Origin of the sequence: Acinetobacter sp. A22, from assembly GCF_030913345.1 — a bacterium.
GTDB lineage: Bacteria > Pseudomonadota > Gammaproteobacteria > Pseudomonadales > Moraxellaceae > Acinetobacter > Acinetobacter junii.
In genome coordinates, this window is the sequence record NZ_CP133162.1 from 1,703,793 (window position 1) to 1,725,312 (window position 21,520).

Annotated in this window: 19 protein-coding genes and 1 tRNA gene; 5 read left to right on the forward strand and 15 right to left on the reverse strand. The window is 36.5% G+C overall.

Going from position 1 to position 21,520, the window contains the following annotated elements:
* Nucleotides 1-131: 131 nt before the first annotated feature.
* The 4 genes from Q9Q86_RS08395 to Q9Q86_RS08410 form a co-directional block, all read right to left on the reverse strand.
* Nucleotides 132-527 (reverse strand): hypothetical protein, encoded by a 396-nt coding sequence (locus Q9Q86_RS08395; protein ID WP_004963404.1) that lies wholly within the window; start codon nucleotides 525-527, stop codon nucleotides 132-134.
* 388 nt (nucleotides 528-915) lie between these two features.
* A complete protein-coding gene (locus tag Q9Q86_RS08400; protein WP_004912770.1) occupies nucleotides 916-1,257 on the reverse strand; it encodes an FKBP-type peptidyl-prolyl cis-trans isomerase in 342 nt (113 codons plus the stop codon).
* A gap of 32 nt (nucleotides 1,258-1,289) precedes the next feature.
* A complete protein-coding gene (locus tag Q9Q86_RS08405; protein WP_112986583.1) occupies nucleotides 1,290-1,820 on the reverse strand; it encodes a YaeQ family protein in 531 nt (176 codons plus the stop codon).
* A gap of 80 nt (nucleotides 1,821-1,900) precedes the next feature.
* Nucleotides 1,901-2,902 (reverse strand): GTP-binding protein, encoded by a 1,002-nt coding sequence (locus Q9Q86_RS08410; protein WP_112986584.1) that lies wholly within the window; start codon nucleotides 2,900-2,902, stop codon nucleotides 1,901-1,903.
* Nucleotides 2,903-3,376: 474 nt separating this feature from the next.
* Here Q9Q86_RS08410 and Q9Q86_RS08415 point away from each other — a divergent pair, with 474 nt between their 5' ends.
* Entirely contained in the window at nucleotides 3,377-3,589 is a 213-nt protein-coding gene (locus Q9Q86_RS08415) for a hypothetical protein (RefSeq protein ID WP_004912781.1), read from the forward strand.
* A gap of 121 nt (nucleotides 3,590-3,710) precedes the next feature.
* Here the strand turns inward: Q9Q86_RS08415 and Q9Q86_RS08420 are convergent, their stop codons facing one another.
* The 3 genes from Q9Q86_RS08420 to Q9Q86_RS08430 all read right to left on the reverse strand — a co-directional run bounded on the left by Q9Q86_RS08420 (nucleotide 3,711) and on the right by Q9Q86_RS08430 (nucleotide 6,860).
* Entirely contained in the window at nucleotides 3,711-4,232 is a 522-nt protein-coding gene (locus Q9Q86_RS08420) for an acyl-CoA thioesterase (protein ID WP_004912784.1), read from the reverse strand.
* A 200-nt stretch (nucleotides 4,233-4,432) separates the two neighbouring features.
* Nucleotides 4,433-5,059 carry a MarC family protein gene (locus Q9Q86_RS08425; protein ID WP_004956101.1) on the reverse strand — a complete coding sequence of 209 codons (627 nt, stop codon included), beginning with the start codon at nucleotides 5,057-5,059 and terminating at the stop codon, nucleotides 4,433-4,435.
* Between the two features lie 385 nt (nucleotides 5,060-5,444).
* Nucleotides 5,445-6,860, reverse strand: a complete 1,416-nt coding sequence (locus Q9Q86_RS08430; RefSeq protein WP_004912797.1) for an aspartate ammonia-lyase — start codon at nucleotides 6,858-6,860, stop codon at nucleotides 5,445-5,447.
* A gap of 135 nt (nucleotides 6,861-6,995) precedes the next feature.
* Between Q9Q86_RS08430 and Q9Q86_RS08435 the strand changes: the two genes are divergently transcribed.
* Nucleotides 6,996-7,886, forward strand: coding sequence for a LysR family transcriptional regulator (locus Q9Q86_RS08435; protein WP_112986585.1), 891 nt, complete (start codon nucleotides 6,996-6,998; stop codon nucleotides 7,884-7,886).
* 56 nt (nucleotides 7,887-7,942) lie between these two features.
* Here Q9Q86_RS08435 and Q9Q86_RS08440 read toward each other — a convergent pair whose 3' ends face one another.
* The 3 genes from Q9Q86_RS08440 to greB all read right to left on the reverse strand — a co-directional run bounded on the left by Q9Q86_RS08440 (nucleotide 7,943) and on the right by greB (nucleotide 10,410).
* Nucleotides 7,943-9,241, reverse strand: a complete 1,299-nt coding sequence (locus tag Q9Q86_RS08440; protein ID WP_112986586.1) for a dicarboxylate/amino acid:cation symporter — start codon at nucleotides 9,239-9,241, stop codon at nucleotides 7,943-7,945.
* Between the two features lie 494 nt (nucleotides 9,242-9,735).
* Nucleotides 9,736-9,825, reverse strand: a tRNA-Ser gene (locus Q9Q86_RS08445).
* Nucleotides 9,826-9,921: 96 nt separating this feature from the next.
* Entirely contained in the window at nucleotides 9,922-10,410 is a 489-nt protein-coding gene (gene greB / locus Q9Q86_RS08450; protein WP_112986588.1) for a transcription elongation factor GreB, read from the reverse strand.
* 371 nt (nucleotides 10,411-10,781) lie between these two features.
* Here greB and Q9Q86_RS08455 point away from each other — a divergent pair, with 371 nt between their 5' ends.
* Nucleotides 10,782-11,891: a transglycosylase SLT domain-containing protein gene (locus tag Q9Q86_RS08455; protein ID WP_112986589.1), complete on the forward strand. Its 1,110-nt coding sequence runs from the start codon at nucleotides 10,782-10,784 to the stop codon at nucleotides 11,889-11,891.
* Nucleotides 11,892-11,946: 55 nt separating this feature from the next.
* Here the strand turns inward: Q9Q86_RS08455 and Q9Q86_RS08460 are convergent, their stop codons facing one another.
* Together Q9Q86_RS08460 and ttcA are read right to left on the reverse strand one after the other, a co-directional pair.
* Complete coding sequence (locus tag Q9Q86_RS08460; protein WP_004676693.1) at nucleotides 11,947-12,330, reverse strand: SCP2 sterol-binding domain-containing protein; 384 nt, start codon at nucleotides 12,328-12,330, stop codon at nucleotides 11,947-11,949.
* Between the two features lie 197 nt (nucleotides 12,331-12,527).
* Nucleotides 12,528-13,433: a tRNA 2-thiocytidine(32) synthetase TtcA gene (gene ttcA, locus Q9Q86_RS08465; RefSeq protein WP_004908226.1), complete on the reverse strand. Its 906-nt coding sequence runs from the start codon at nucleotides 13,431-13,433 to the stop codon at nucleotides 12,528-12,530.
* A 492-nt stretch (nucleotides 13,434-13,925) separates the two neighbouring features.
* Between ttcA and Q9Q86_RS08470 the strand changes: the two genes are divergently transcribed.
* Nucleotides 13,926-14,786, forward strand: coding sequence for a lytic transglycosylase domain-containing protein (locus Q9Q86_RS08470; RefSeq protein ID WP_004956064.1), 861 nt, complete (start codon nucleotides 13,926-13,928; stop codon nucleotides 14,784-14,786).
* A gap of 214 nt (nucleotides 14,787-15,000) precedes the next feature.
* The gene (gene htpX / locus Q9Q86_RS08475) at nucleotides 15,001-15,906 is read left to right on the forward strand and encodes a protease HtpX (RefSeq protein ID WP_004908232.1); all 906 of its coding nucleotides are present in this window, start codon (nucleotides 15,001-15,003) and stop codon (nucleotides 15,904-15,906) included.
* A gap of 74 nt (nucleotides 15,907-15,980) precedes the next feature.
* Here htpX and Q9Q86_RS08480 read toward each other — a convergent pair whose 3' ends face one another.
* The 3 genes from Q9Q86_RS08480 to Q9Q86_RS08490 form a co-directional block, all read right to left on the reverse strand.
* On the reverse strand, nucleotides 15,981-16,565 hold the full coding sequence (locus Q9Q86_RS08480; RefSeq protein ID WP_112986590.1) for a DUF4112 domain-containing protein: 585 nt from the start codon (nucleotides 16,563-16,565) through the stop codon (nucleotides 15,981-15,983).
* Nucleotides 16,566-16,643: 78 nt separating this feature from the next.
* Entirely contained in the window at nucleotides 16,644-17,981 is a 1,338-nt protein-coding gene (gene mgtE / locus Q9Q86_RS08485) for a magnesium transporter (RefSeq protein WP_112986591.1), read from the reverse strand.
* Between the two features lie 299 nt (nucleotides 17,982-18,280).
* Complete coding sequence (locus Q9Q86_RS08490; RefSeq protein ID WP_112986592.1) at nucleotides 18,281-21,385, reverse strand: multidrug efflux RND transporter permease subunit; 3,105 nt, start codon at nucleotides 21,383-21,385, stop codon at nucleotides 18,281-18,283.
* Nucleotides 21,386-21,520 lie beyond the last annotated feature (135 nt).

Here is a 21,520-nt window from a genome sequence, read left to right on the forward strand (position 1 = left end):
AATATGAGGATTGTAGTTATAATTTTTTAAACTGAAAATAATCTTAAAAATAAATTGTTATTTTAAACCCACAAAAAAATTTGCCTCGATCATCTTGGATAGTCGAGGCAATCTTTATCAATGTATCCAGACTAGTATTGAATAAGTTGGAAATTTGGATGTTCTGCACGGTCTTGTAAGTAGCAGCGCTCTTTATGATAAAAGTAACGATAAAGACGGTTGACCCAATCACCACGACGGAAAGTTAAAATCTTTTTATTGAATCCATCATAATCAAGAAGAACTACATTACCCTCCTCAGGTGAAAGTAATGTAATTTTATAATTACATTCTGCATGAGGATTAGAAGAACTCAACTCTCGAATGATTTCAACTTTGTTGTCTCCATCCATCCAGTAATGTTTATCCGTCAATGCTTTAGAATTTGCCCAAAAACCATTTTCCGAGCCATCATACGTATCAATCATGAAAAAATTATTTAGCTCTTTTAATAGCTCAGACGCGGTAATATCCAAATAGTCATTCATACCCACCTCTACTCACTCAATTTTTATCACTTGGTTCATACAAGTGAAATATTTTTATATTTAGCCAATTACATCAATAAGCTAGTTTGCCTAATGATTATCCAGTTTAATCAATTTTTCCAAAAGGTAAACTTAATTCACATTTTATGAAAAAAGTTTGATTCACAAAACACTGCTCTTTTAACTCAAAGATATACAGAACTGTCTATAGAATCAATAACTTTAAGCAGAAATTATTAAAAAACTCATTTAAATAAAAGTTATATAAATCATATGCTTATTTTTATTTCTATAATATTATTTGTATTGTTTTTGTATGAAATATAAAAATCACAATAAAATCATAAATTAAGATTAAATTGTGATTTCTATCAACATATTTTTTTAATTATTCATCACGTGTTTTGACATCAAATAATTCGATCTCAAATATCAAGTTTGAATGTGCAGGAATTATTTTTCCCATTTTTCTTTCACCATATGCCAAGTGTGAAGGAACAATCAGCTTACGCTTTCCACCCACGCGCATTCCCATGATACCTTGATCCCAACCTTTGATTACACGACCTGTGCCAATCACGGTTTCAAAGTAATTTCCACGGTCAATTGAAGAATCGAATTTAGTACCATCTTCTAACCATCCCGTGTAGTGAGTGGTAATAAGCGCACCTTTAACCGCTTCTTTACCTTCACCAATTTTTAAATCAATAATTTCTAATTCAGTTATCATCTCAAATTATCTCCTAATATCGTTCAAGCCAATTATTGCAATTTTTGCCATTTAATATCGACTTGACCTTTATCGCTCAACAAAGTCCACTCACCATCTAAAATATTCAGTTGTAACTGCATCGTTCTTTCACACAACTGCTCTAGTTCACTAGTTATTTTATCACCCAGCTGCCAAACTTCGACATTCGTTAAAGTTTTGATTTTACTATTACGTTTCCACCAATCATCTACTTGCGAACCATATGCAACAACTGCGACTTGCTTGCAACGAGCACTTGCTTTTTTGACTTTATCTTCTGCTGGACAACCTACTTCGATCCACTTTTCCAAAAGCCCTGTTAGATCCTTTTGCCATAAAGCAGGTTCGTCAGTTTCAAACAGATCTTTTGTGAATTCTAAACGCTCGTCAGCGAAACGCGCGTAAGCGAGCACACGGACCATGAGTCGTTCAATTGTTTCAGACGGGTGCAGCGCAAGTGTAAGTTGATAATCAGCATAAATATGCTCATCCATATTGGCAATATTCAAATCTGCCTTATATATCGTTGCTTTTAGAGCCATAGAATACATCCTCAAATTTGGCGCTAAGCATACTCTATTTTGAAAAAATAAAGATGCCATTTGACCGTTATGACGATGAATCATTCATCTTTTAGCTGACAATCTAACAACTCCGATTCAAACTTAAACCAGTCATTTGATGCCTGCGTAATAATTTCAATTCGATTATCTAGCCCTGCTTCAGTTGACTTGTAATTAAATTGCTCAGGATTAAAATTGAAACTTTTCCAACCTTGATCTGTATTAAAAATACCTTTTATACGCACCCAATCCTGTTGTGCACAAAGCAAATCTAAAAGCTCATTAAAATTAAACACCCAGCGTTTCGGCAATTTCCACCCTGCAACGGTATAGCCTTGTGATGACTCAACATAATGGTACGGTAGTTGTTTCACTGCGCTGACATTTTCATCTAGCGTTTGATGCTGTTGTAATTTCAATAATGGTTGAATTTTACGTAAAACAGGTCGCTGTGCTTTATCAATCACTTCGAGTTGGACGTGGCCATGTTCAGCTTCAATCCAATCCTGCACATAAGCCTGAAATTCTTTTTTTAGTTCAAAATAAATCTGTTGATCACTATCTGTCATGCAATCAGCATGTGAAATTACAACAATTTGTGCAGCTTTAAGTTGATCTGTATATAAGTTCTGTCTGACCCAATTTTCATCATGTAATCGACTTCCATCAACAACAATGACCAACGCGCGCATATCTAAACTTCGTTGCCAGTGCGGTTCTGTAAGTTGCTCAAGCAATTGGGCGGGATGTCCCAAACCTGTCGGCTCAATAAACAAACGATCTGGTTGTGTTTCACTTAAAAGTCGTGAAAGTGCAATCTGCATAGGAAGCTGACTACTACAGCATAAACATCCACCTAATAATTCTTTAACCGCATAGCCTTGCTGTTGAGTAATAAGCTGCTGATCCACACCAATTTGCCCAAATTCATTCATTAAAACAGCCCAAGTCTCATGTTCAGGTTTTTGAGTCAATAAATACTGAAGTAATGTGGTTTTACCAGCACCGAGAAAACCAGAAATAATATGAGTGGGTACAGCTTTATGGCTAATGAGTTTCACGACAATCTCAATCTAAGTGTTAAGCCTATTGTATCGATAAAGAAAACTGAATATGAAGCAATTTATTAAAAACCACAAGTTGAGACTTAAGTCACATAATTATTATTTTCCAAGACAAAATAAACACATTAAATCAAATAAAGGAATTAAATTAAAAAATATAATCGTTTTATACAATAAATAGATTTTATATAAATCTGAATTTATGTTTCCCGTTCGTAATTCACCTGTTCTATTTTTAATCAAAAAAACATATTTGCACACATTTTAATGATTCATTTTGGCGTTTTGTTTTACATGTCTGCAACATAACATTAATTATTATTTCACATTGTTAAGCTAGGCGTAAAACATTGTTAAGAATATTGCTGTAAATAATTTTGGCACTTAGCATGATCCCATGTCGAAATCAGGCTCTGGTTGTTCAGTAAACTTGATAGCGGCTTTTAAAAATTGAATTTAAGGATGCCAATTATGAAACTTGTTAAGACTTTGTTAGCTACTACGCTTACACTTGCTGCTGCAACAACCTTTGCTGCTACAGCACATGATCAATCACATGCTGCGCATGAAACAGAAGAGAAAGTTGTTGTCTCAACTCAAGAACAGCCAGAAACTCAAGGTCAAGCAACAACTGATGCAACTGCGAGTGAAACACCTGCATCTGCACCTGCTGCTACAAACTAAACTGATCTCAAGGTTCCTCCAGACCTTTAGACCACATTAATAACAATAGAATCTTGTTATTAATGCAAAAGAACGAACCATGCTGCGGTTCGTTCTTTTTTAAAATCAGAGAATTAAGCTATTAGCATTGAGAAGATTTTTTGAAAATGCTGCATGATGGTTGTTGCACTTCTTCTAAACGATGAATTTTGCGTAATTCAGCTGCTTCAAAACGACAACGCTTCCAATCTGTATCTAAATTTAATGCTGGAACTGCTTTTGGCTGACGTTGTTCATCTACTGCTACCATCGTGAAGTAGCATGTGTTGGTATGACGAATCGTTCTTTTTTGGATATTTTGAGCTTCCACTCGAATACCAATCTCCATAGATGTACGACCAACATGATTCACACTTGCTAAAAAGGTAACCAGCTCTCCTACATAAATAGGTTCTTTGAAATTGACCTTATCCACAGATAAAGTCACAACATAACTACCTGAATAACGACTAGCGCAGGCGTATGCGACTTGATCAAGTAACTTTAAAATTGCTCCACCATGAACATTGCCTGAAAAATTTGCCATATCAGGTGTCATAAGCACTGACATCGTTAATTCAGATTGATCATCGGGAGCTTGGTTTAATTGATCTAAAGGAGACATGAGTAAAACTCGTAAATATGCTACGCCACTATTATCCTTTATTCAGACAATTAAACATATGCAAATTAGCTCAAAATACCATCAAATATATTTATATAAATTACGATGAATATTTCAAAATGATTACATCGCACCAATTTTCGGATAGAAATGAGAAAATTGTTCATTTGGCATTTATATTTTAAATACCATATATACTTCTATTTAATAATATTAGCACTTTCAATCAGCCCCATAATCCCATTAACTATCATATCAACAGCAATTGTGCCAATCAGCAGAGCCGACAAACGCCCTACAATGTCAAAATAACGATCAATATATTTTGCATGTTTATAGCGTAAATGATCATGTGCAAATTTCATCAGAATCAAAATACTACACGTTAACATCAACGTAATCGCAATGACTGCAACCGCACCTGAAAATGGAACACTAATCCCCGTGACTACTGCAGCACTTATGGTTCCTGGACCAATCATAAATGGCATAGCTATTGTTCCAGCTAAATGTTCAGGTGCACCTCTCATCTCACCAATTGTTTCTGCACCTTGAAAAACGTAACGATAACCAATGACTAAAAAGATGAGACCACCGAAAATTTGAAATGATTCAAATCGAACATTCAAATAACGGCTAAAAATACTTTCACCACCCCAAGCAAATAAAATAAAGACAATAAATGCGATTAAACATCCTTGAATCAATGCTTTGCTAAAAACTTTAGCATCCGTATTACGGATCATACCAATCATATAAACACTCATAAGGAATGGATTCAGTAATGAAAAAAACAATGCAAATGCATGGATGTAGGGAGAAAACATAAAAAGTCTCTAAATCAGCTTCGGTTTTAGACTTGGATAAACTCAATAGATGGATCAAAATTTCAAATTGGAATGATTAAAAAGATCATCTATTTCCAAATATGGTTTGAACGTTTACACAAGGATTCAATGTCAACTTCAACACTAAAATTTTGTAAACTACGAGCAAAACTATAAAAATTAATTAATTTTTCATATTTTACATAGCAAGAATCATTCTGCTTGGACCCACATGTATAGGAGTAGTATTGAAAATGTAAAAATACGATTTTATTTCTTATTTTTTCAGAGCGGTTTAGAGCTATATCGTTTTGAAGATCAATAACCCAAGAAAGCTGTCACAAGCTTTCTTGAGTTTAACAAATTTACATCAAGTCTTTAAAAGTCAGACTGATTGCTTTGGATGTACCATATTTTTTACAGCTAAAATATCTGCCAAAACTTCATCAGAAATTAGATTTTCAGCTTTAATTAGACTCAGCACACTTTGACCAGATTCATTTGCTTGTTTAGCGATACGTGTCGTTGTTTCATAACCTAAAAATGGATTTAATGCTGTAATAATACCAATCGAATTTTCAACTTGTGACTGACAAAGTTCCGCATTAGCACGAATCGTATCAATACATTTGAGTTGGAACATTTGCATTGCTTTTCCTAGCAAATCAATTGATTCAAATAGTTTGAATGCAATCAATGGTTCCATTGCATTAAGCTGCAACTGCCCTGCCTCAGCAGCTAAAGTGACGGCCAAATCATTTGCAATCACTTGGAAACAAATTAAATTCATTGCCTCTGGAATTACAGGATTCACTTTACCTGGCATGATTGAACTTCCAGGCTGACGTGGCTCAAGATAAATTTCACTTAAACCAGCACGTGGACCACTCGATAATAGACGCAAATCATTGGCGATTTTTGAAAGCTTCGTCGCTGTACGTTTTAGGAAACTCGACAATAAAACAAAATCACCCATATCTGATGTGGCTTCGATTAAATCAGGTGAACTGCTAATCTTACGACCCGTAATTTCTGACAAAGCTTCGATAGCATATTCACGATACTTCACTTCAGTATTGATGCCTGTACCTATCGCGGTACCACCTAGATTTACAACACTCAAAGCATCAGGCATGATCTGATTTAATTTATCTAAATCATTTTGTAATGTAGCAGCAAAAGCCCCAAATTCTTGTCCTAATGTCATCGGCACGGCATCTTGTAACTGAGTTCTACCCATTTTCAAAATATCCGAAAACTCTTCAGATTTTGCTCTAAAACTCGCAATTAGATGATTAAAAGGTACATTTAACTGTTCAATTGCCGCAATTAAACCTATTTTGATTGCAGTAGGATATACATCGTTGGTCGACTGAGACATATTCACATCATTGTTAGGATGTAAGTATTGATATTCTCCTTTGCTATGACCTAGATATTCCAATCCAATATTTGCCACAACCTCATTTATATTCATATTGGTTGAGGTTCCAGCACCACCTTGGATCATATCCACCATAAATTGGTCATGATATTGGTTATTTAAAATCTGCTGGCATGCATATTGAATTGCTTTGTTCTTATTTTCATCAATTTTATTTAATTTAAGATTTGAATAAGCACACGCAGACTTAACCATTGCCAATGCTTTAATAAAGTTTGGAAACTGGCTTAATTTACTTTGGCTTAAATTAAAATTCTCGATTGCTCTTAAAGTTTGTACACCATAATAACAATTCGAAGGAATTTCTTTAAAACCCAATAAATCTTTTTCAGTCCGCGTATTAATCTTAATGTTCATTTGAATAAATCCTGTACGACTATATTTTTATGTTAAAAGACTGTGTGTGTTTTTTCTAATGTAAAAAAATATTACTACATGCATTTTTTGCATAATAGATTATAATAGTGTATGAGCATGCATTAAGGATAATTTATGACCTTGGAAATTCGATGGATTGAAGATTTACTTGCATTAGAACAGGAAAAATCAATCTCCCAAGCAGCAGAGATCAGGCATGTAACTCAGTCTGCCTTCTCACGTAGACTACAAAATATTGAAAATGCTTTGGGTTTCCCAATCCTCGATCGAGAAAGTAAAAATATTGATTTCACTGAAGCTGGACAAATTTTATTAGCTACTGCTAAAAACATTCACAACCAACTTTCAAGCACAATTACCTATTTAGAAAAAAATATTAAAAACAATGAACTAAATACCAAATTTGCTGTTTCGCATTCTCTTATTACACAATTTTTCCCTCGTTTTATTCATGAGCTTTCCGAAGATCTGAGTGATTTAAAATTAGAAATTATTGCAGCAAACCTCAAACAAGGCATGCGCTTGCTCACAGATGGTTCTTGCGATTTCTTGATTTGTTATTGTGACCAGAAAACTTTAGCTCAAATGGATTTTTCACTTTTTCTTTTCCACAAAATCGTGAAAATGGAAATTTTGCCTGTCACCGCCCTTTATAATAACCAACCAAAATATTCATTTAATGAATTATTTCCGTTGTTATCATATAGCAAACAGGCTTATTTGAGAAAATGTGTCGATGATATTATAAAAAATCAACTAAACTATCGAATATTATATGAAACTGATAATGCAAGTGATTTAAAAGAACTCGTTTTACAAGGTTTAGGAATTGCTTGGCTACCAAAGCTTCTTGTTGAAAAAGAGATTGCAGAAAATAAACTTAAAATCGTTGAACCAATTAATTTTCACACATATCAAGACGTTTATATCATCAGAAGAAAAATCGTACTCTCCAAAAGAATAAACTATATTTGGGATTTTTTAACCTCACAAGAATTTAAATAATAATAATTATGAAATAAATTTACTTGTCATCCAATCCTTTTTACTGGTTTCAAAAGTTAAGTGTTATCTGCTAAACGACTCACTGGCACGATCGAATCAACAACCACTTCCTCAACCTCATCGACTTCCTCATTGCCCACTTCAGTTCTAGCAATCACAGCTGTAGCAATACTGTTGCCTATGACATTTGTTGCAGTTCTGCCCATATCCAAAAATTGATCAACCGCAAGGATCAATAAAATTCCAGCCTCAGGCAATTTAAACATCACTAAAGTAGATGCAATCACAACAATTGAAGCTCTTGAAACACCGGCTATTCCTTTACTGGTGATCATTAACGTTAATAGAATTAAAACTTGTTGAGTAAAACTTAGATCAATATTGTAAGCTTGCGCAATAAAGAGTACTGCAAAAGACATATACATCATTGAACCATCTAGGTTAAATGAATAACCAAGTGGCAACACAAAACTGGTAATCCGTTTCGGTACACCAAACTTATTCAACGCTTCCATTGTCTTAGGATAAGCAGATTCACTACTTGCCGTAGCAAAAGCTAAAGTTGTCGGTTCACGTACAGCTTTGACCAATCTAAAAACATCTTTCCTCAAGAAAATATAACCAAAAGAAATCAGAATCATCCATAAGATCAACAGACCCACATAGAACTGCCCGATAAAAATACTATAGTCTAAGATCAGCTTCGGACCCTGAACTGTGATTGCAGATGCAATTGCCGCGAAAACAGCGATTGGTGCAGCAGCCATCACGTAATCCGTGATACGAAACATCACACGACATAGCTCATCAATAATGCGCCCAATGATGGTAGCCCCAGATTGATGTTGGACATAAGCTAAAGCCGAACCAAAAAATATCGAAAAGACTAAAATCTGAAGAATTTCATTATTCGCCATTGCCTCAGCGAAACTACGCGGGAAAATATGCGTAATAAATGTTTGAAGACTTAAGCTTGATGCACTTACACCCACATCTACAGCTTCCTTTGGTATAACGAGATTCATTCCCACACCCGGTTGGAAATAATTCGCAAGTCCCATACCTAGCAATAGTGAAATAAATGAGGCGCCAATAAACCAACTCATAGCTTTGACTGTAATCGATCCTAAAGAGGATGATTTACCCATCGAAATTAATCCTGAAACAATCGTCGCAAAGACTAATGGAGCAATAATCATCTTGATCAATCGAAGAAAGACATCCGTGACAATCTTAAAATAAGATGCAATATCCGTTGCTTGTGCTGTACTTACTGAGCTATGACATGCCCAACCAACTAATATTCCCAATATCATTGCGATGAGAATATATTTGAGCAACCTTTTTTGGTTCATAATAATTATTCCTTCCCTATCCTTCTTTACACCAATGTGATCAATACACATCAAACCTTGGTGATAATCCATGTTGATTCAGTCAAAAGTTTTCAGCCATACAGCAGAACTTTCGACTCAACAATAAGCACAGGCAAGTGTTACTTTTTTCTTTTAAAAACGATAATGCAAAAATTAAATATTTCATGCAAAAAATGCATGATTTTTAAAACAGTACAAAACATAGATAATAATTATGCAATCCAATTAGCAAAGATTTTTCTTGTTTCTTGGCATACAAAATTTATTTTTATTTTAGATAACAATTCTCTTAATTTATCAAACAATAAATTGAGTATGAAATTTGCTTGGATGAACGCATTAACATCAGTATTCTTTTTTCACAAAATCTATCCACTTTAGATTCCATAAAAAATTTAAATAATAAATAGATGTTTAAAATTTTCTTATAGAAATAAAAAAGCCTCTGTATAAACAGAGGCTTTTTAAGTATTTGGCGGAAGCGGTGAGATTCGAACTCACGGAGGACTCACACCCTCGTCGGTTTTCAAGACCGGTGCATTAAACCGCTCTGCCACGCTTCCAATGGCGGCTATCATATAAATAAAAATTCAACTTGGCAAATCTTTTATTCAAAATAATGCACTGAACGCTCAAAATAAAATCAACAGCTTATAAATTTATTGATTTTGAGATTTTTCATAGCGAATTGAGTTGATATACCAAAGTTTTTTCCCTAGAGGAGTGATGACCTCAACTTCGTCGTCCACTTGTTTACTCAATAAAGCACGCGCCATTGGTGATTCAATGGATATATGTTGTGAATGATGATCATATATTTCATCGACACCGACAATACGTAAGGTTTTTTTCTCGCCAGCATCATTTTCTATCTCAACCCAAGCTCCAAAGTAAACTTTTCCTTCTTGCTCAGGGACATAATCTACAATTTTTAATTCTTCTAAACGCTTTCCTAAATATCTAACCCTGCGATCAATTTTCCTAAGTAATTGTTTATTATACTGATAATCAGCATTTTCCGAACGATCGCCTAAACTTGCTGCCCAATTTACTTTTTTAGTGATCTCAGGTCGCTCGTCATGCCAAAGCTTTTTCAACTCAGCAACCAATAAATCATGTCCTGTACGAGTAATTAAATTCGATTTCATAGATAAAAATACGCTATTACAACATTCCATTTACAAGATTTAGCATTGTATTCCTTATTTGATCATCACCAAAGTGTATAAATTTTATTCTTTTTCAAATCAGACGGTTGTGATGTATTTCGCATTTTTTTACTGTACAAAATTTGACAATCAGTTTTTTGACCCTTAATATGCGCCCCTAAGTTAGTTTTTGTTTACTTTTTATACATTTTGTAAATGTTGTGAAACATTTATTAAATATCCGATCAACCCAATGTCATTTTGAATGACGTTCATGACTTGCCCACCCCTTATCGAATTTATCAACTTTTAAAAGCGAAGTTTTTGTTTTCTGAGCTTTTAGGGCATAAATTATCTGTAGCGGAGACAACATGCACAGTAATTCAAGTTCTGGGTCTAGGCCTAGCCTTAACTCTTTATCTTCTAAACGTCCATTTCAAGCTTTAGCTTTAGGATTCGCAATCCTTCCTTTTAATAGCTTGAATGCTGAGAAATCTCATCAATACAACACAGTCGTAACGACAAAAGTTTTAACCGTGGTTGCAGTTGAAAATCCAACCACAGTTTTTAAAGACGGCGAATTTTTACATGGTTTTGGTTACGATTTAGCTCGAAACTACGCACAAAGTCTCAACGTAAAGTTAGATTTTAAGACCGTTCCTGACAATGCCACTGCTTTAAAGTGGATTGCTCAAGGCAAAGCAAATCTTGCAATGACCACAGCAAATCTTGCAATGATAGAAAGTAAACACCTTGTTTCCTTTTCTGCAAGTTGTGGCGATCAAGCAACTTTGAGTAAAAATGGTTTAAACCCTCAATTAAACTGGGTGTTTAAACAAGCTGACGATCCACTGACTTTAACTGCGAGTGGTTTTGTTTGCCAAAGCAAACAGTCAGGAACAACTCAGCAATTAGCCTCTTTTTATAATCGTAATGTCGTTAAACCTGAATCTTGGTCAACGATTCAAAAAGACCTCAATCAGCGTCTTCCAATCTATAAGGCAAGCTTTAAACAAAGTGCTGCGAAATATAATTTAGATTGGCATTTATTAGCTGCAATTGGTTATCAAGAATCATATTTAAAACCCACTTCGGTGTCTCCCACGGGTGTTCGTGGTTTGATGATGCTGACGAGCAGCACAGCGCAAGCTATGGGTGTAACTAACCGTACAGATCCAATACAAAGCATTCAGGGCGGTGCAAAGTATTATGATCTTATGTTAGATCAATATGAAAATGTTCCCTATCCAGATCGTAACTGGTATGCGCTGGTTGCATACAATATGGGACCAGGTGCAGTAAATCAGATTCAAAAACGTATTAAGGCTCAAGGTAAGAACCCAAATCAATGGGTAAACCTATATGACTATTTACAGCGTAATCAAGCGCGTAATGGTCGTTACAAGCAAGCATTACAGTACGTCACCCGAATCCGTACATATCTAGAGCATCTCAAAACGAGTAATCGTATGGAAGTTTAAAATGCTTAGAGCAAAAAAAAGCTTACCAACGGTAAGCTTTTTTTTATGAATAAACTTATGCAGTTTGTTCAAGAACCTTTTTGAATAAATCTTTTTGTTCTTGGCTAGGCTTAGCAGTTTGTAATGCCATCAATTGAGACATGTCGCCTTGCACTTTAATTTTACCTGTCATGAATGCTTGCATAGCAGCTGCCATATCAAACTCTAAGAACACTTTACGTAGAGTCTCTGCATCCATATTTAAAGTTGTTTTAGCATTTGGAGATAAACCCTTTTGGATTTTACCAGCGTCTAAAGCTAACTCTGTATTTCCAGCTGCATCTGTTACAACCAAGTTAATCGCTAAGTTTGCAAGTGCTGGTGGTAAATTTAAATCACCTGCTTCAGCAGTAAGTTTTTCAACAGTTGCAAACCAATCATCAGTTAAAAATGCAGCCATGATTATTCCTCAAATGTATTTGTTCAGTTTCTTGTGCCATCTATCCAGACGACATCACATGAAGCTTTTTGCTCGTGCCCTGTTATAGCATGTAATTTTTATTTTAGGCTATGATTTTTTGTACGCGATATTCAATTTTTAAAAAATTTATAAAGAAAAGGCACTTATCAAAGTGCCTTTTAAAAAACTTTTACATTTTACTCTGCAGCAAAACTCAAATTCACTACATCGAGACGATTTTTCATTTCTTCTGGATCTTTCATATCAAACTCACGTTGACTATCCAATGCCTCGAAATCAAATAATTCACGGTCCGCTAGTTGTGATGGAGAAACATTCTGTAATGCCCCAAAAATACTATGTAAACGTTTCGGATATTGTTTATCCCATTCACGTAGCATGTCATTGATGATCGCACGCTGTAGATTTTCTTGCGAACCGCAAAGATTACACGGAATAATCGGGAACTTTCTTAACTCTGCATATTTGATGATGTCTTTTTCTTCAACATATGCCAATGGACGAATCAGAATGTTCTTTTTATCCGAAGACAATAATTTTGGTGGCATCGCTTTTAAACTGCCGCCATGGAACAAGTTCAAAAAGAATGTCGCCATGATGTCATCACGGTGATGACCTAATGCAACTTTGGTCGCGCCAATTTCTTGAGCAAAACCATAGAGTGAACCACGACGTAAACGAGAGCAAACGGCGCAATACGTTTTACCTTCTGGCGTTAAACGCTTAGTAATCGTATAGGTATCCTTCTCAAGGATATAATATGGAATATTATTTTCTTCCATGTAGCGTGGTAGCACGTCTTCTGGGAAACCAGGTTGCTTTTGGTCAAGATTCACAGCCACGATGTCAAAATTGATCGGTGCAATGCGCTTAAACTGCAACAAGATATCAAGCAATGTATAACTGTCTTTACCTCCAGACACACATACCATTACCTTATCGCCATCTTCGATCATGTTGTAATCACGAATTGCATGCCCTACTTGGCGACGAAGTTTTTTCAACAGGCGATAATACGCCGAACTTGTCGGAAGTTCTGGCTTGAAATTAAATCCTTGGTTGGACTCCACTGGCGCGTACATAGACGTGATTTACCCATAAACAAAAATACCGCGAGATTTTATCCGATTCCGAAAATTTGCGCACCAAAAGAATTTTTCAATTTCTTTCATTCGTCATATTCAAAAAGGATACTGACAAAACCTGCATCAAATTTGATCAGATTTAGCTAGATTGCTTATATTTCAAACTTTTCCACAGTTTTCCACAAAACCTGTGGATAAAATTGTGGATTTCTTCGCTATTGACAAACTGCTTTTATCTGAAAATAAGGCTTCCGATCAAATTGATCATTTTTTAACCAACACTTTTTAACAATTAAAATCAATTACTTATATATGTCAAGTTTTCGTTTTCAAAAAAAATATTTAATTTTTTTTGATGAACATTCGCACAAAAGGACTTGATTTTTGTCAGACAGTCAAAATTAAAAAAATTGTAGCAAAAGTTCTTTTTATGATTTTTTTTGTTAAACTGCTGTGAAGAAATTATGCTTTTTTGCGAATATTATAACGATGGATAGTAAAAATTATTTTTTCGCCCTTTGGTTGGGGACAGTCGGTTTAATGAGCTGCTCAGCAATATATGCTGGTCAGACCATTTATCAGTTCAAAGATACTAACGGCACTACACTTCTCACCAATAAGAAAAAGGCAGAATATAGCCATCTCAAAGTGGTAAAAGCCACTTATTATCCTGACAGTAATATTCACAGTTATAGCAACTGGGGTGCGAGTGAAGCTTCAGTACTTCCTAGCTATAGTCGTAATAAAAATGCATTTGATCAAATAATTCGACAAGCAGCTCAACAACATGGAGTTGCAGAAGGATTAATCAAAGCCGTGATGCATACTGAATCAGGATTTAATATCAACGCACGTTCTCCTGTTGGCGCTCAAGGTTTAATGCAACTCATGCCAGCAACGGCTCGACGTTTTAATGTAAGTAATGCATACGACCCTCAACAAAACATATATGCTGGTGCAAAATACCTCAGTTGGTTACTACGAAGATTTAATGGAAATACTCAACTTGCACTTGCAGCCTATAATGCTGGTGAAGGTAATGTTGATAAATATGGTGGAATTCCTCCATTTAGAGAAACTCAAGATTATGTCCGTCGAGTAACTAGTCGTTATCAAAACTTATATGCTTCTGGTCTAGGCATGAGTAATTCATCGTCTGCTCAAAGTGGACAAGTACTAGCTCAGTCTGCGAACTACACTACTCCACCACGAAGCGAACCGAGTCCTCCACCAAAACAATATAATCGACAAATCATTACCCTAGCTGATGGTACTTTTACTGATGCACCATCAGGTACATATACTACGGCAAATGCAACTGCATCCGCTCGAATAAATATTAGCGAATGATCGTTTAGCCTATATTCTCATACTATGATTTTGGTGTTGATTTTATAACTTTCTCACTCGCTAAGTGACTGTTTAAATACTAGTTCATTGTTTTATTAGCTTAATGTATCTACGCCCATTTTTTGCTTGAATTTTTAAGCATCGCCCTGCATATTATGATCATGATTTAAATTTATAAATCAGATTACTTTTTCTTTACATGAGGGTTTTCTCAATGATGCGGATTGGTTTGTTCTTGCTAACCAACCTCGCGGTACTGGTTGTAGCTGGCATTATCTTGTCACTCTTCGGTGTCGGTAGTTACCATGGCGCGGGTGGCTTGAATCTAGGCAACCTTTTGGTCGTCTGTTTTGTCTTTGGTATGGTGGGTTCATTAATTTCCCTCTTCATGTCGAAGTGGATGGCTAAAAAAACCACTGGAACTGAATTAATTGACCCAAATGCGCCTCGAAATCAGGCTGAAGCGTGGTTGTTACAAGAAGTTGCTCAATTATCCCAACGTGCAGGTATCAAAATGCCTGAGGTGGGTATCTTCCCGTCATACCAATCAAATGCGTTTGCAACGGGTTGGAACAAGAATGATGCTCTAGTAGCTGTATCAACTGGCTTACTTGAGCGAATGAATAAAGATGAATTGCGTGCGGTTCTTGCACATGAAATCGGTCACGTTGCAAATGGTGATATGGTTACTTTGGCATTGATACAAGGTGTTGTGAACGCCTTTGTGATGTTCTTTGCACGTGTAGCAGGCGATTTCATTGACCGCAATGTCTTTGGTCGTGAAGATGGAGAAGCACCTGGTCTTGCTTACTTCGCAATTACCATTGTTCTCGATATCGTATTTGGTATTTTAGCCTCTACGATCGTGATGTGGTTCTCTCGTCAACGTGAATACCGCGCAGATGAGGCTGGAGCACGTTTAGCGGGTAAACAAGCGATGATTTCGGCATTACTCCGTTTACAAGCAGAATCAGAGATGCCTGATCAAATGCCAAAAGAAATGAAAGCTTTTGCGATTACTGAAGGTAAAGAGCAAGGTTTCAGCTTAGCAGCTTTATTCCAAACTCACCCAAGTATTGAACAACGTGTAGCAGCTCTACAACAATTAAATGTTCAATAATTCAAATAGATTAAACAAAATAAAGCCTCCTTAATGGAGGCTTTATTTATATTTATGAGTGCAAATTAAGCCGATTATAATGAGTGATAAAGTTGCCATAAATAACTGACACCGAGCCAAACAGCGATAATCAGTAAGATCAACACAGCAATTCCTAATAGATCAGGAATACGTAACCAAATCCAACTTACAATAGGATTACGCCAAAATGCTGAGGTCTTTTGCTTTTGTTCCAAAGACTCATGCAAAAATGGATGTACCACATGGATATCACTATGCACTTGGTATTCCTCACGGATGTGGTCATGCACAATCTCTAATGTTTTACGACTTGGACGTATAAATACATCAAATAGTGTCCCAACAATCGGTACAAATCCAACCAGCATATCGAGAATGGCAAGCTTAATTACACCAGCTAATTTATGTTGCGGTACACCAACTTCTTTTGCCTTTTTAAAGGCATACATGGTCAGAATGAAACCCGCAATATCTCCTGCAAATGGGATTGTGCTTAATGCAGCATCCGCACCAACGCCCTGTTTCGTGAAAGGAATTCGGACTAAACTATCCATTGTGTTGGCAAATTTAGCTAAATCTCGCTCGACTGCGATTGCTTGCTGTTGAGTTAATTTTTTTTGTTCTGTTTGACCAGTCATCAACCTAACCTAAAAACTACGTTTATGCTTGAGAATAAAGTAGTTTTTAGATTTTGTCGGTACATTTATTATTAAAATTCAGAATAAAATCATTGATGCAATAAACAAATAAACAATGACACCTGTCGCGTCACAAATCGAAGTAACTAAAGGCGCAGAAGCACTTGCAGGATCTAAACCTACTTTATTCAGAATAAAAGGCAAACTCATACCAATCAAACACCCCATCAATACGATTCCCATCATACTTAGGGCAAGGACTAAAGCCACCATTTCATCACCACGGAAAATACCTAGTAATGATACAGCGATCGCCATTGTTCCCCCCAAACACAACGCGACTAGGCTTTCACGTCCGAGTAAGTAAAACCAATCCTTAAATTGGACATCGCCTGTCGCTAAAGCTCTCACGATCAGAGTAGATGATTGCGAACCAGCATTTCCTCCACTCCCCACAAGTAACGGTAAGAAAAAAACTAAAACTAAGTTTTGGGCAATCACATCTTCGTAGTGTGCTATTCCGATACCTGAAAGCAAACTACCAAAAACTAAAAACACCAACCAAAAGACACGTTTTTGATAGAGCTGAAGAATCGGAGCAGATTTAATACTAAGTTTCGATGATGCATTTACTGCACCTACTTTTAAAAAGTCTTCTGTTGCTTCTTCACTAGCAACATCCATCGCATCATCATAGGTCACGATACCGACCATCATGCCCTTGCGATCAATAATCGGCAATGCCAATAGATCATAACGTGCAATCGTCTTTGCAACCTCATCTTGGTCTGTATCGGCATAAGCTGTCAGTACATTGGTTTCCATAAGTAGATTAATATTTTGATCTTCAGCTGCTAAGATGAGTTGCTTTAAGGATAAAACACCTAGAAGCTTTCTAGCATCATCGAGAACATATGCAAAATAAATCGTCTCAGTGTCAGGAGCCTCTAAACGCAACATTTTGATCGCCTCATTGACCTGTATATTAGGCTTTAAGGTTGCATATTCCGAACTCATAATCGCACCAGCTGTTCCTTCAAGATAGGATGCTAGCTGGCGAATATCTTCTCTTTCAGCCTGCGCTAGTGCAGGCAACAGTGCATTTTGTTGATCTTCATCCAAACACTTAAATACATCTGCACGTTTATCAGATGACATTTCACCTATGATTTCAGCCAAGGTATTTCGTGGCATGGCTTTTGCCAATTTGACTTGTGCATTCGGTGCTAAATATGAAAACACATAGGCACGATCAGGCAAATGAGTCAATAATAATTGACTTTGATCTAAAGATAACTGGGTCAATACATCTGCAATATCAACAGGGCGAAATGTTTTTAGTGATGCTAGAGCGAGTTCGATATGATTATTTTTTAACGCGTCGCTTAATAAATATAAAAAGTTGTTATAGCTCATGTGGATCTCTTCACTACAAATAATCAGCAATGAAGAGTGATGTACAGTCAATTATTTGACTGATAAAAGAAGCTCTTCATCCTGATTTTGATGAATAAAAAAATGTGAAATTATGAATAAATCACAACTATGTATGTCCATTTAGGGAACAAAACCTCTTAGAACCGCTTATACGGCAGGGCAATACTACAAATATTTCTTTTTTTACTCAACCTACACAACAAAAATGAACAATTTGAGTCAAAGGTAAAATACCCCCTATCAAATTGTTCATTCGTAAAACTTAAAGTTTTAATAATCTATAATTTTGCAGTTTTCATTTTAGGCTTAAAGTAATGTGTGACTAACACGTACATAAATGGAATAAATATCAGCACCAAAACAGTTCCAAAAACCACACCGCCAAACACACTAAAACCAATCGCTTGTCGGCTCAACGCCCCTGCTCCTGTTGAAAACATTAATGGGATAACACCCGCACCAAAAGCAATTGATGTCATTAGAATCGGTCTTAAACGTAAACCTGCCGCATGCAATGCCGCATCTAAACTATTGCGACCCTGTTGCTGTAAGCTTGCTGCGAACTCAACCATCAAAATTGCATTCTTACATGACAAACCAATCGTGGTTAGTAGTGCAATCTGAAAATAAATATCATTAGCAAAGCCAAACAGATAGCTAAAGATAATCGTTCCTCCAATTCCTAAAGGAATGGCTGCCATCACAACAGATGGAATAGACCAACTTTCATAAAGTGCTGCTAAACAAAGGAAAATAAACGCGACTGAAACCAGATATAACCAAATCGCTTGATTACTCGATTGTTGCTCTTGATAGGATAGACCACTCCATTCCAATCCGACTTCGGGCATTTGATCTACTAAAGTTTGAATCGCTTGCATGCCTTGCCCACTGCTAAAACCAGCAGCTGCATCAGCCTCGAGATTGATCGCAGGGTAACCCATAAAACGCTCTAACATGGGCGGTGCACCTTGCCAATCTATTTGGCTGAATTGAGTAAAAGGCACCATTTGTCCACTGGCATTTTTTACATACCAATAGTTTAGATCCTCAGGCTTTGAACGATATGGTGCATCACCTTGTAAATAGACACGTTTGATCCGTCCACGATCAATAAAGTCATTGATATAGCTTCCGCTCCAAGCAGTAGATAAAGTTTGGTTAATATCATTTACATTAAGACCATGAATCATCGCAGCCTTATAATCGATCTTGATATTTAATACAGCTTGATCATCATTGCTTTTTTTATCGAGATTCTCTACAGAATCCTGCTGATTGCCCTGCTGTTGTAAAGCTTCAAAAGACTTCACAAGACTATCCCGCCCCAGACCTTGAGTATCCTGAAGCCAGAAATCCATTTTGTCTGAGTTACCTAAACCGCGAATCACTGAAGGCATAATCACCATGATTCGCGCTTGATTATTTTTGGAAAAATATTGCATCGCTCTAGCACGAATCTGTTGAGCACTATTTTCTGAACCAGGTCTATCATCCCAATGTTTAAGAGAAATAAATGCTTGTCCAAGGTTTTGTCCTGTACCAGAGAAATTTCGACCATGGATGACCATGACACCATTCAAATTTGCTTTTTCATTTTCAAGGAAATAATCAGAAATCGTCTTACCTACCGCTTCTGTTTTACTCATCGGTGTACCTTGTGGAAGCGTAAATTGTACTCCCAGCAAACCTTGATCTTCTTGAGGTAGGAAACTCGTTGGAAGAATTCGATAAACCAAAACAAAACTTGCAATTAAGCCAACAATCGTGATTAAAGAAAATACGTTAAAACCAATAACCTTACTTGAAAACTTCAAATAACGCGTTTTGATATTGTCCAAACTATTATTGAACCAGATCGCCCATTTCGCCTGTTTCTGTTGCGGTTTGAGTAAAATGGCGCACATTGCTGGAGTCAAAATCAAAGCAACAAAAAGTGATAGCACCATGGCAACGACAAGGGTTATCGAAAACTGTCGATAGATAATCCCTGTTGCTCCACTAAAGAACGACATCGGAATAAAAACCGCAGTTAGAACCAAAGTAATCCCGACCAATGCTCCACTGATTTCCTGCATGGACTGAATCGAAGCTTGTTTAGCACTTAATTGCTGTTCGTGCATAAGACGTTCAACATTTTCAACCACAACAATCGCATCATCGACCAACAGGCCAATTGCCAATACCATCGCAAATAATGTCAGGGTATTAATGCTCATCCCTAAAACAGATAAAACAGCAAACGTCCCCAAAATCACAACGGGTACGGTCACAGCAGGAACAAGTGTTGCTCGCCAGTTTTGGAGGAAGATAAACATCACCAAGACAACGAGGATAATTGCCTCAACTAATGTCGAAACCACTTGTGACATAGACTCATTTACAAAAGGAGTATCATCACGTGGATAAACCACAAAATACCCTTCAGGTAATGCTTTTTCTAATCGAGCAACCTCTTTATATACTGCATCAGCAACTTGCATTACATTTGCACCAACGGTCAATGACAGCGAAAGACCTGATGCTGGATAACCATTTAAACGGTTAAAAACCTGATAATTTTCTGCTCCTACTTCAACGCGTGCGATATCTTTTAGATAAATAAATTGCCCATCATTATTTGCTTTTACGACGATGTTTTCGAATTGTTCAGGTGTTCGTAACAAAGACCCTGAGGTCACTTTCGCATTCAGATATTGATTTTCAACCGAAGGTAGTTCTCCAATTGCACCTGCAGCTACTTGAGTATTTTGATTTTCTAATGCTGATCGAACATCACTAACTTGTAATTGATAGCTCTGTAGTTTTTGTGGATCCAACCAAATTCGCATTGCATACTGCGAACCAAAAATATTAACTTCACCAATCCCTTCAATACGGCTCAAATTAAGCTCAAAGTTATTGGTCAAATAGTCAGAAATATCTAAATTTGTTGAACGTCCAGATTTATCACCTAGACCAATCACCATAAATGAATCGCTTAGTGACTTGCGTACGTTCACCCCTTGACGTTGAACATCTTCAGGCAGACGATTTATTGCCCCATTAACTGCATTTTGGACTTGGACTTGTGCTTGATCTGGATCTGTGCCCTGTTCAAAGAACAAACTTATTCGGCTATTACCACTCGCATCACTGCTGGAGCTAAAATACAGTAAATTGTCGATTCCTTTGATCTGTTGTTCAAGCACTTGCGTAACACTATCTTCAACAGCTTGAGCATCTGCACCACTATAAGTTGCAGAAACAGTAATTCGAGGAGGCGCGATATCTGGATATCGCTCAACAGGGAGATTTTGTATCGAAAAAATACCAACCGCCATAACGATAATCGCGAGTACGGTGGCAAAAATTGGTCGCTCAATAAAAAACTTGGATAGCATGGCTGTTCATTCCATTTTCTGAAACAGTCAATTGTTAAATGAGACTAATAAGAGTAGTTCAGTTCTTGATCATTACTGAACAATTAAGCAAACACTATGCCTTTTAACATATCATTTCAAATCGAAGGAAATGAG

Coding starts and splice junctions, on each gene's coding strand:
- Q9Q86_RS08490 (WP_112986592.1), bottom strand. CDS start 21,385: ATGCTATCCAAGTTTTTTATTGAGCGACCAATTTTTGCCACCGTACTC.
- ttcA (WP_004908226.1), bottom strand. CDS start 13,433: ATGTACGCGCCAGTGGAGTCCAACCAAGGATTTAATTTCAAGCCAGAA.
- Q9Q86_RS08440 (WP_112986586.1), bottom strand. CDS start 9,241: ATGAACCAAAAAAGGTTGCTCAAATATATTCTCATCGCAATGATATTG.
- Q9Q86_RS08455 (WP_112986589.1), top strand. CDS start 10,782: ATGCACAGTAATTCAAGTTCTGGGTCTAGGCCTAGCCTTAACTCTTTA.
- Q9Q86_RS08470 (WP_004956064.1), top strand. CDS start 13,926: ATGGATAGTAAAAATTATTTTTTCGCCCTTTGGTTGGGGACAGTCGGT.
- Q9Q86_RS08435 (WP_112986585.1), top strand. CDS start 6,996: ATGACCTTGGAAATTCGATGGATTGAAGATTTACTTGCATTAGAACAG.
- Q9Q86_RS08405 (WP_112986583.1), bottom strand. CDS start 1,820: ATGGCTCTAAAAGCAACGATATATAAGGCAGATTTGAATATTGCCAAT.
- Q9Q86_RS08400 (WP_004912770.1), bottom strand. CDS start 1,257: ATGATAACTGAATTAGAAATTATTGATTTAAAAATTGGTGAAGGTAAA.
- Q9Q86_RS08420 (WP_004912784.1), bottom strand. CDS start 4,232: ATGTCTCCTTTAGATCAATTAAACCAAGCTCCCGATGATCAATCTGAA.
- Q9Q86_RS08430 (WP_004912797.1), bottom strand. CDS start 6,860: ATGAACATTAAGATTAATACGCGGACTGAAAAAGATTTATTGGGTTTT.
- Q9Q86_RS08425 (WP_004956101.1), bottom strand. CDS start 5,059: ATGTTTTCTCCCTACATCCATGCATTTGCATTGTTTTTTTCATTACTG.
- mgtE (WP_112986591.1), bottom strand. CDS start 17,981: ATGAGCTATAACAACTTTTTATATTTATTAAGCGACGCGTTAAAAAAT.
- Q9Q86_RS08395 (WP_004963404.1), bottom strand. CDS start 527: ATGAATGACTATTTGGATATTACCGCGTCTGAGCTATTAAAAGAGCTA.
- Q9Q86_RS08480 (WP_112986590.1), bottom strand. CDS start 16,565: ATGACTGGTCAAACAGAACAAAAAAAATTAACTCAACAGCAAGCAATC.
- Q9Q86_RS08460 (WP_004676693.1), bottom strand. CDS start 12,330: ATGGCTGCATTTTTAACTGATGATTGGTTTGCAACTGTTGAAAAACTT.
- htpX (WP_004908232.1), top strand. CDS start 15,001: ATGATGCGGATTGGTTTGTTCTTGCTAACCAACCTCGCGGTACTGGTT.
- greB (WP_112986588.1), bottom strand. CDS start 10,410: ATGAAATCGAATTTAATTACTCGTACAGGACATGATTTATTGGTTGCT.
- Q9Q86_RS08415 (WP_004912781.1), top strand. CDS start 3,377: ATGAAACTTGTTAAGACTTTGTTAGCTACTACGCTTACACTTGCTGCT.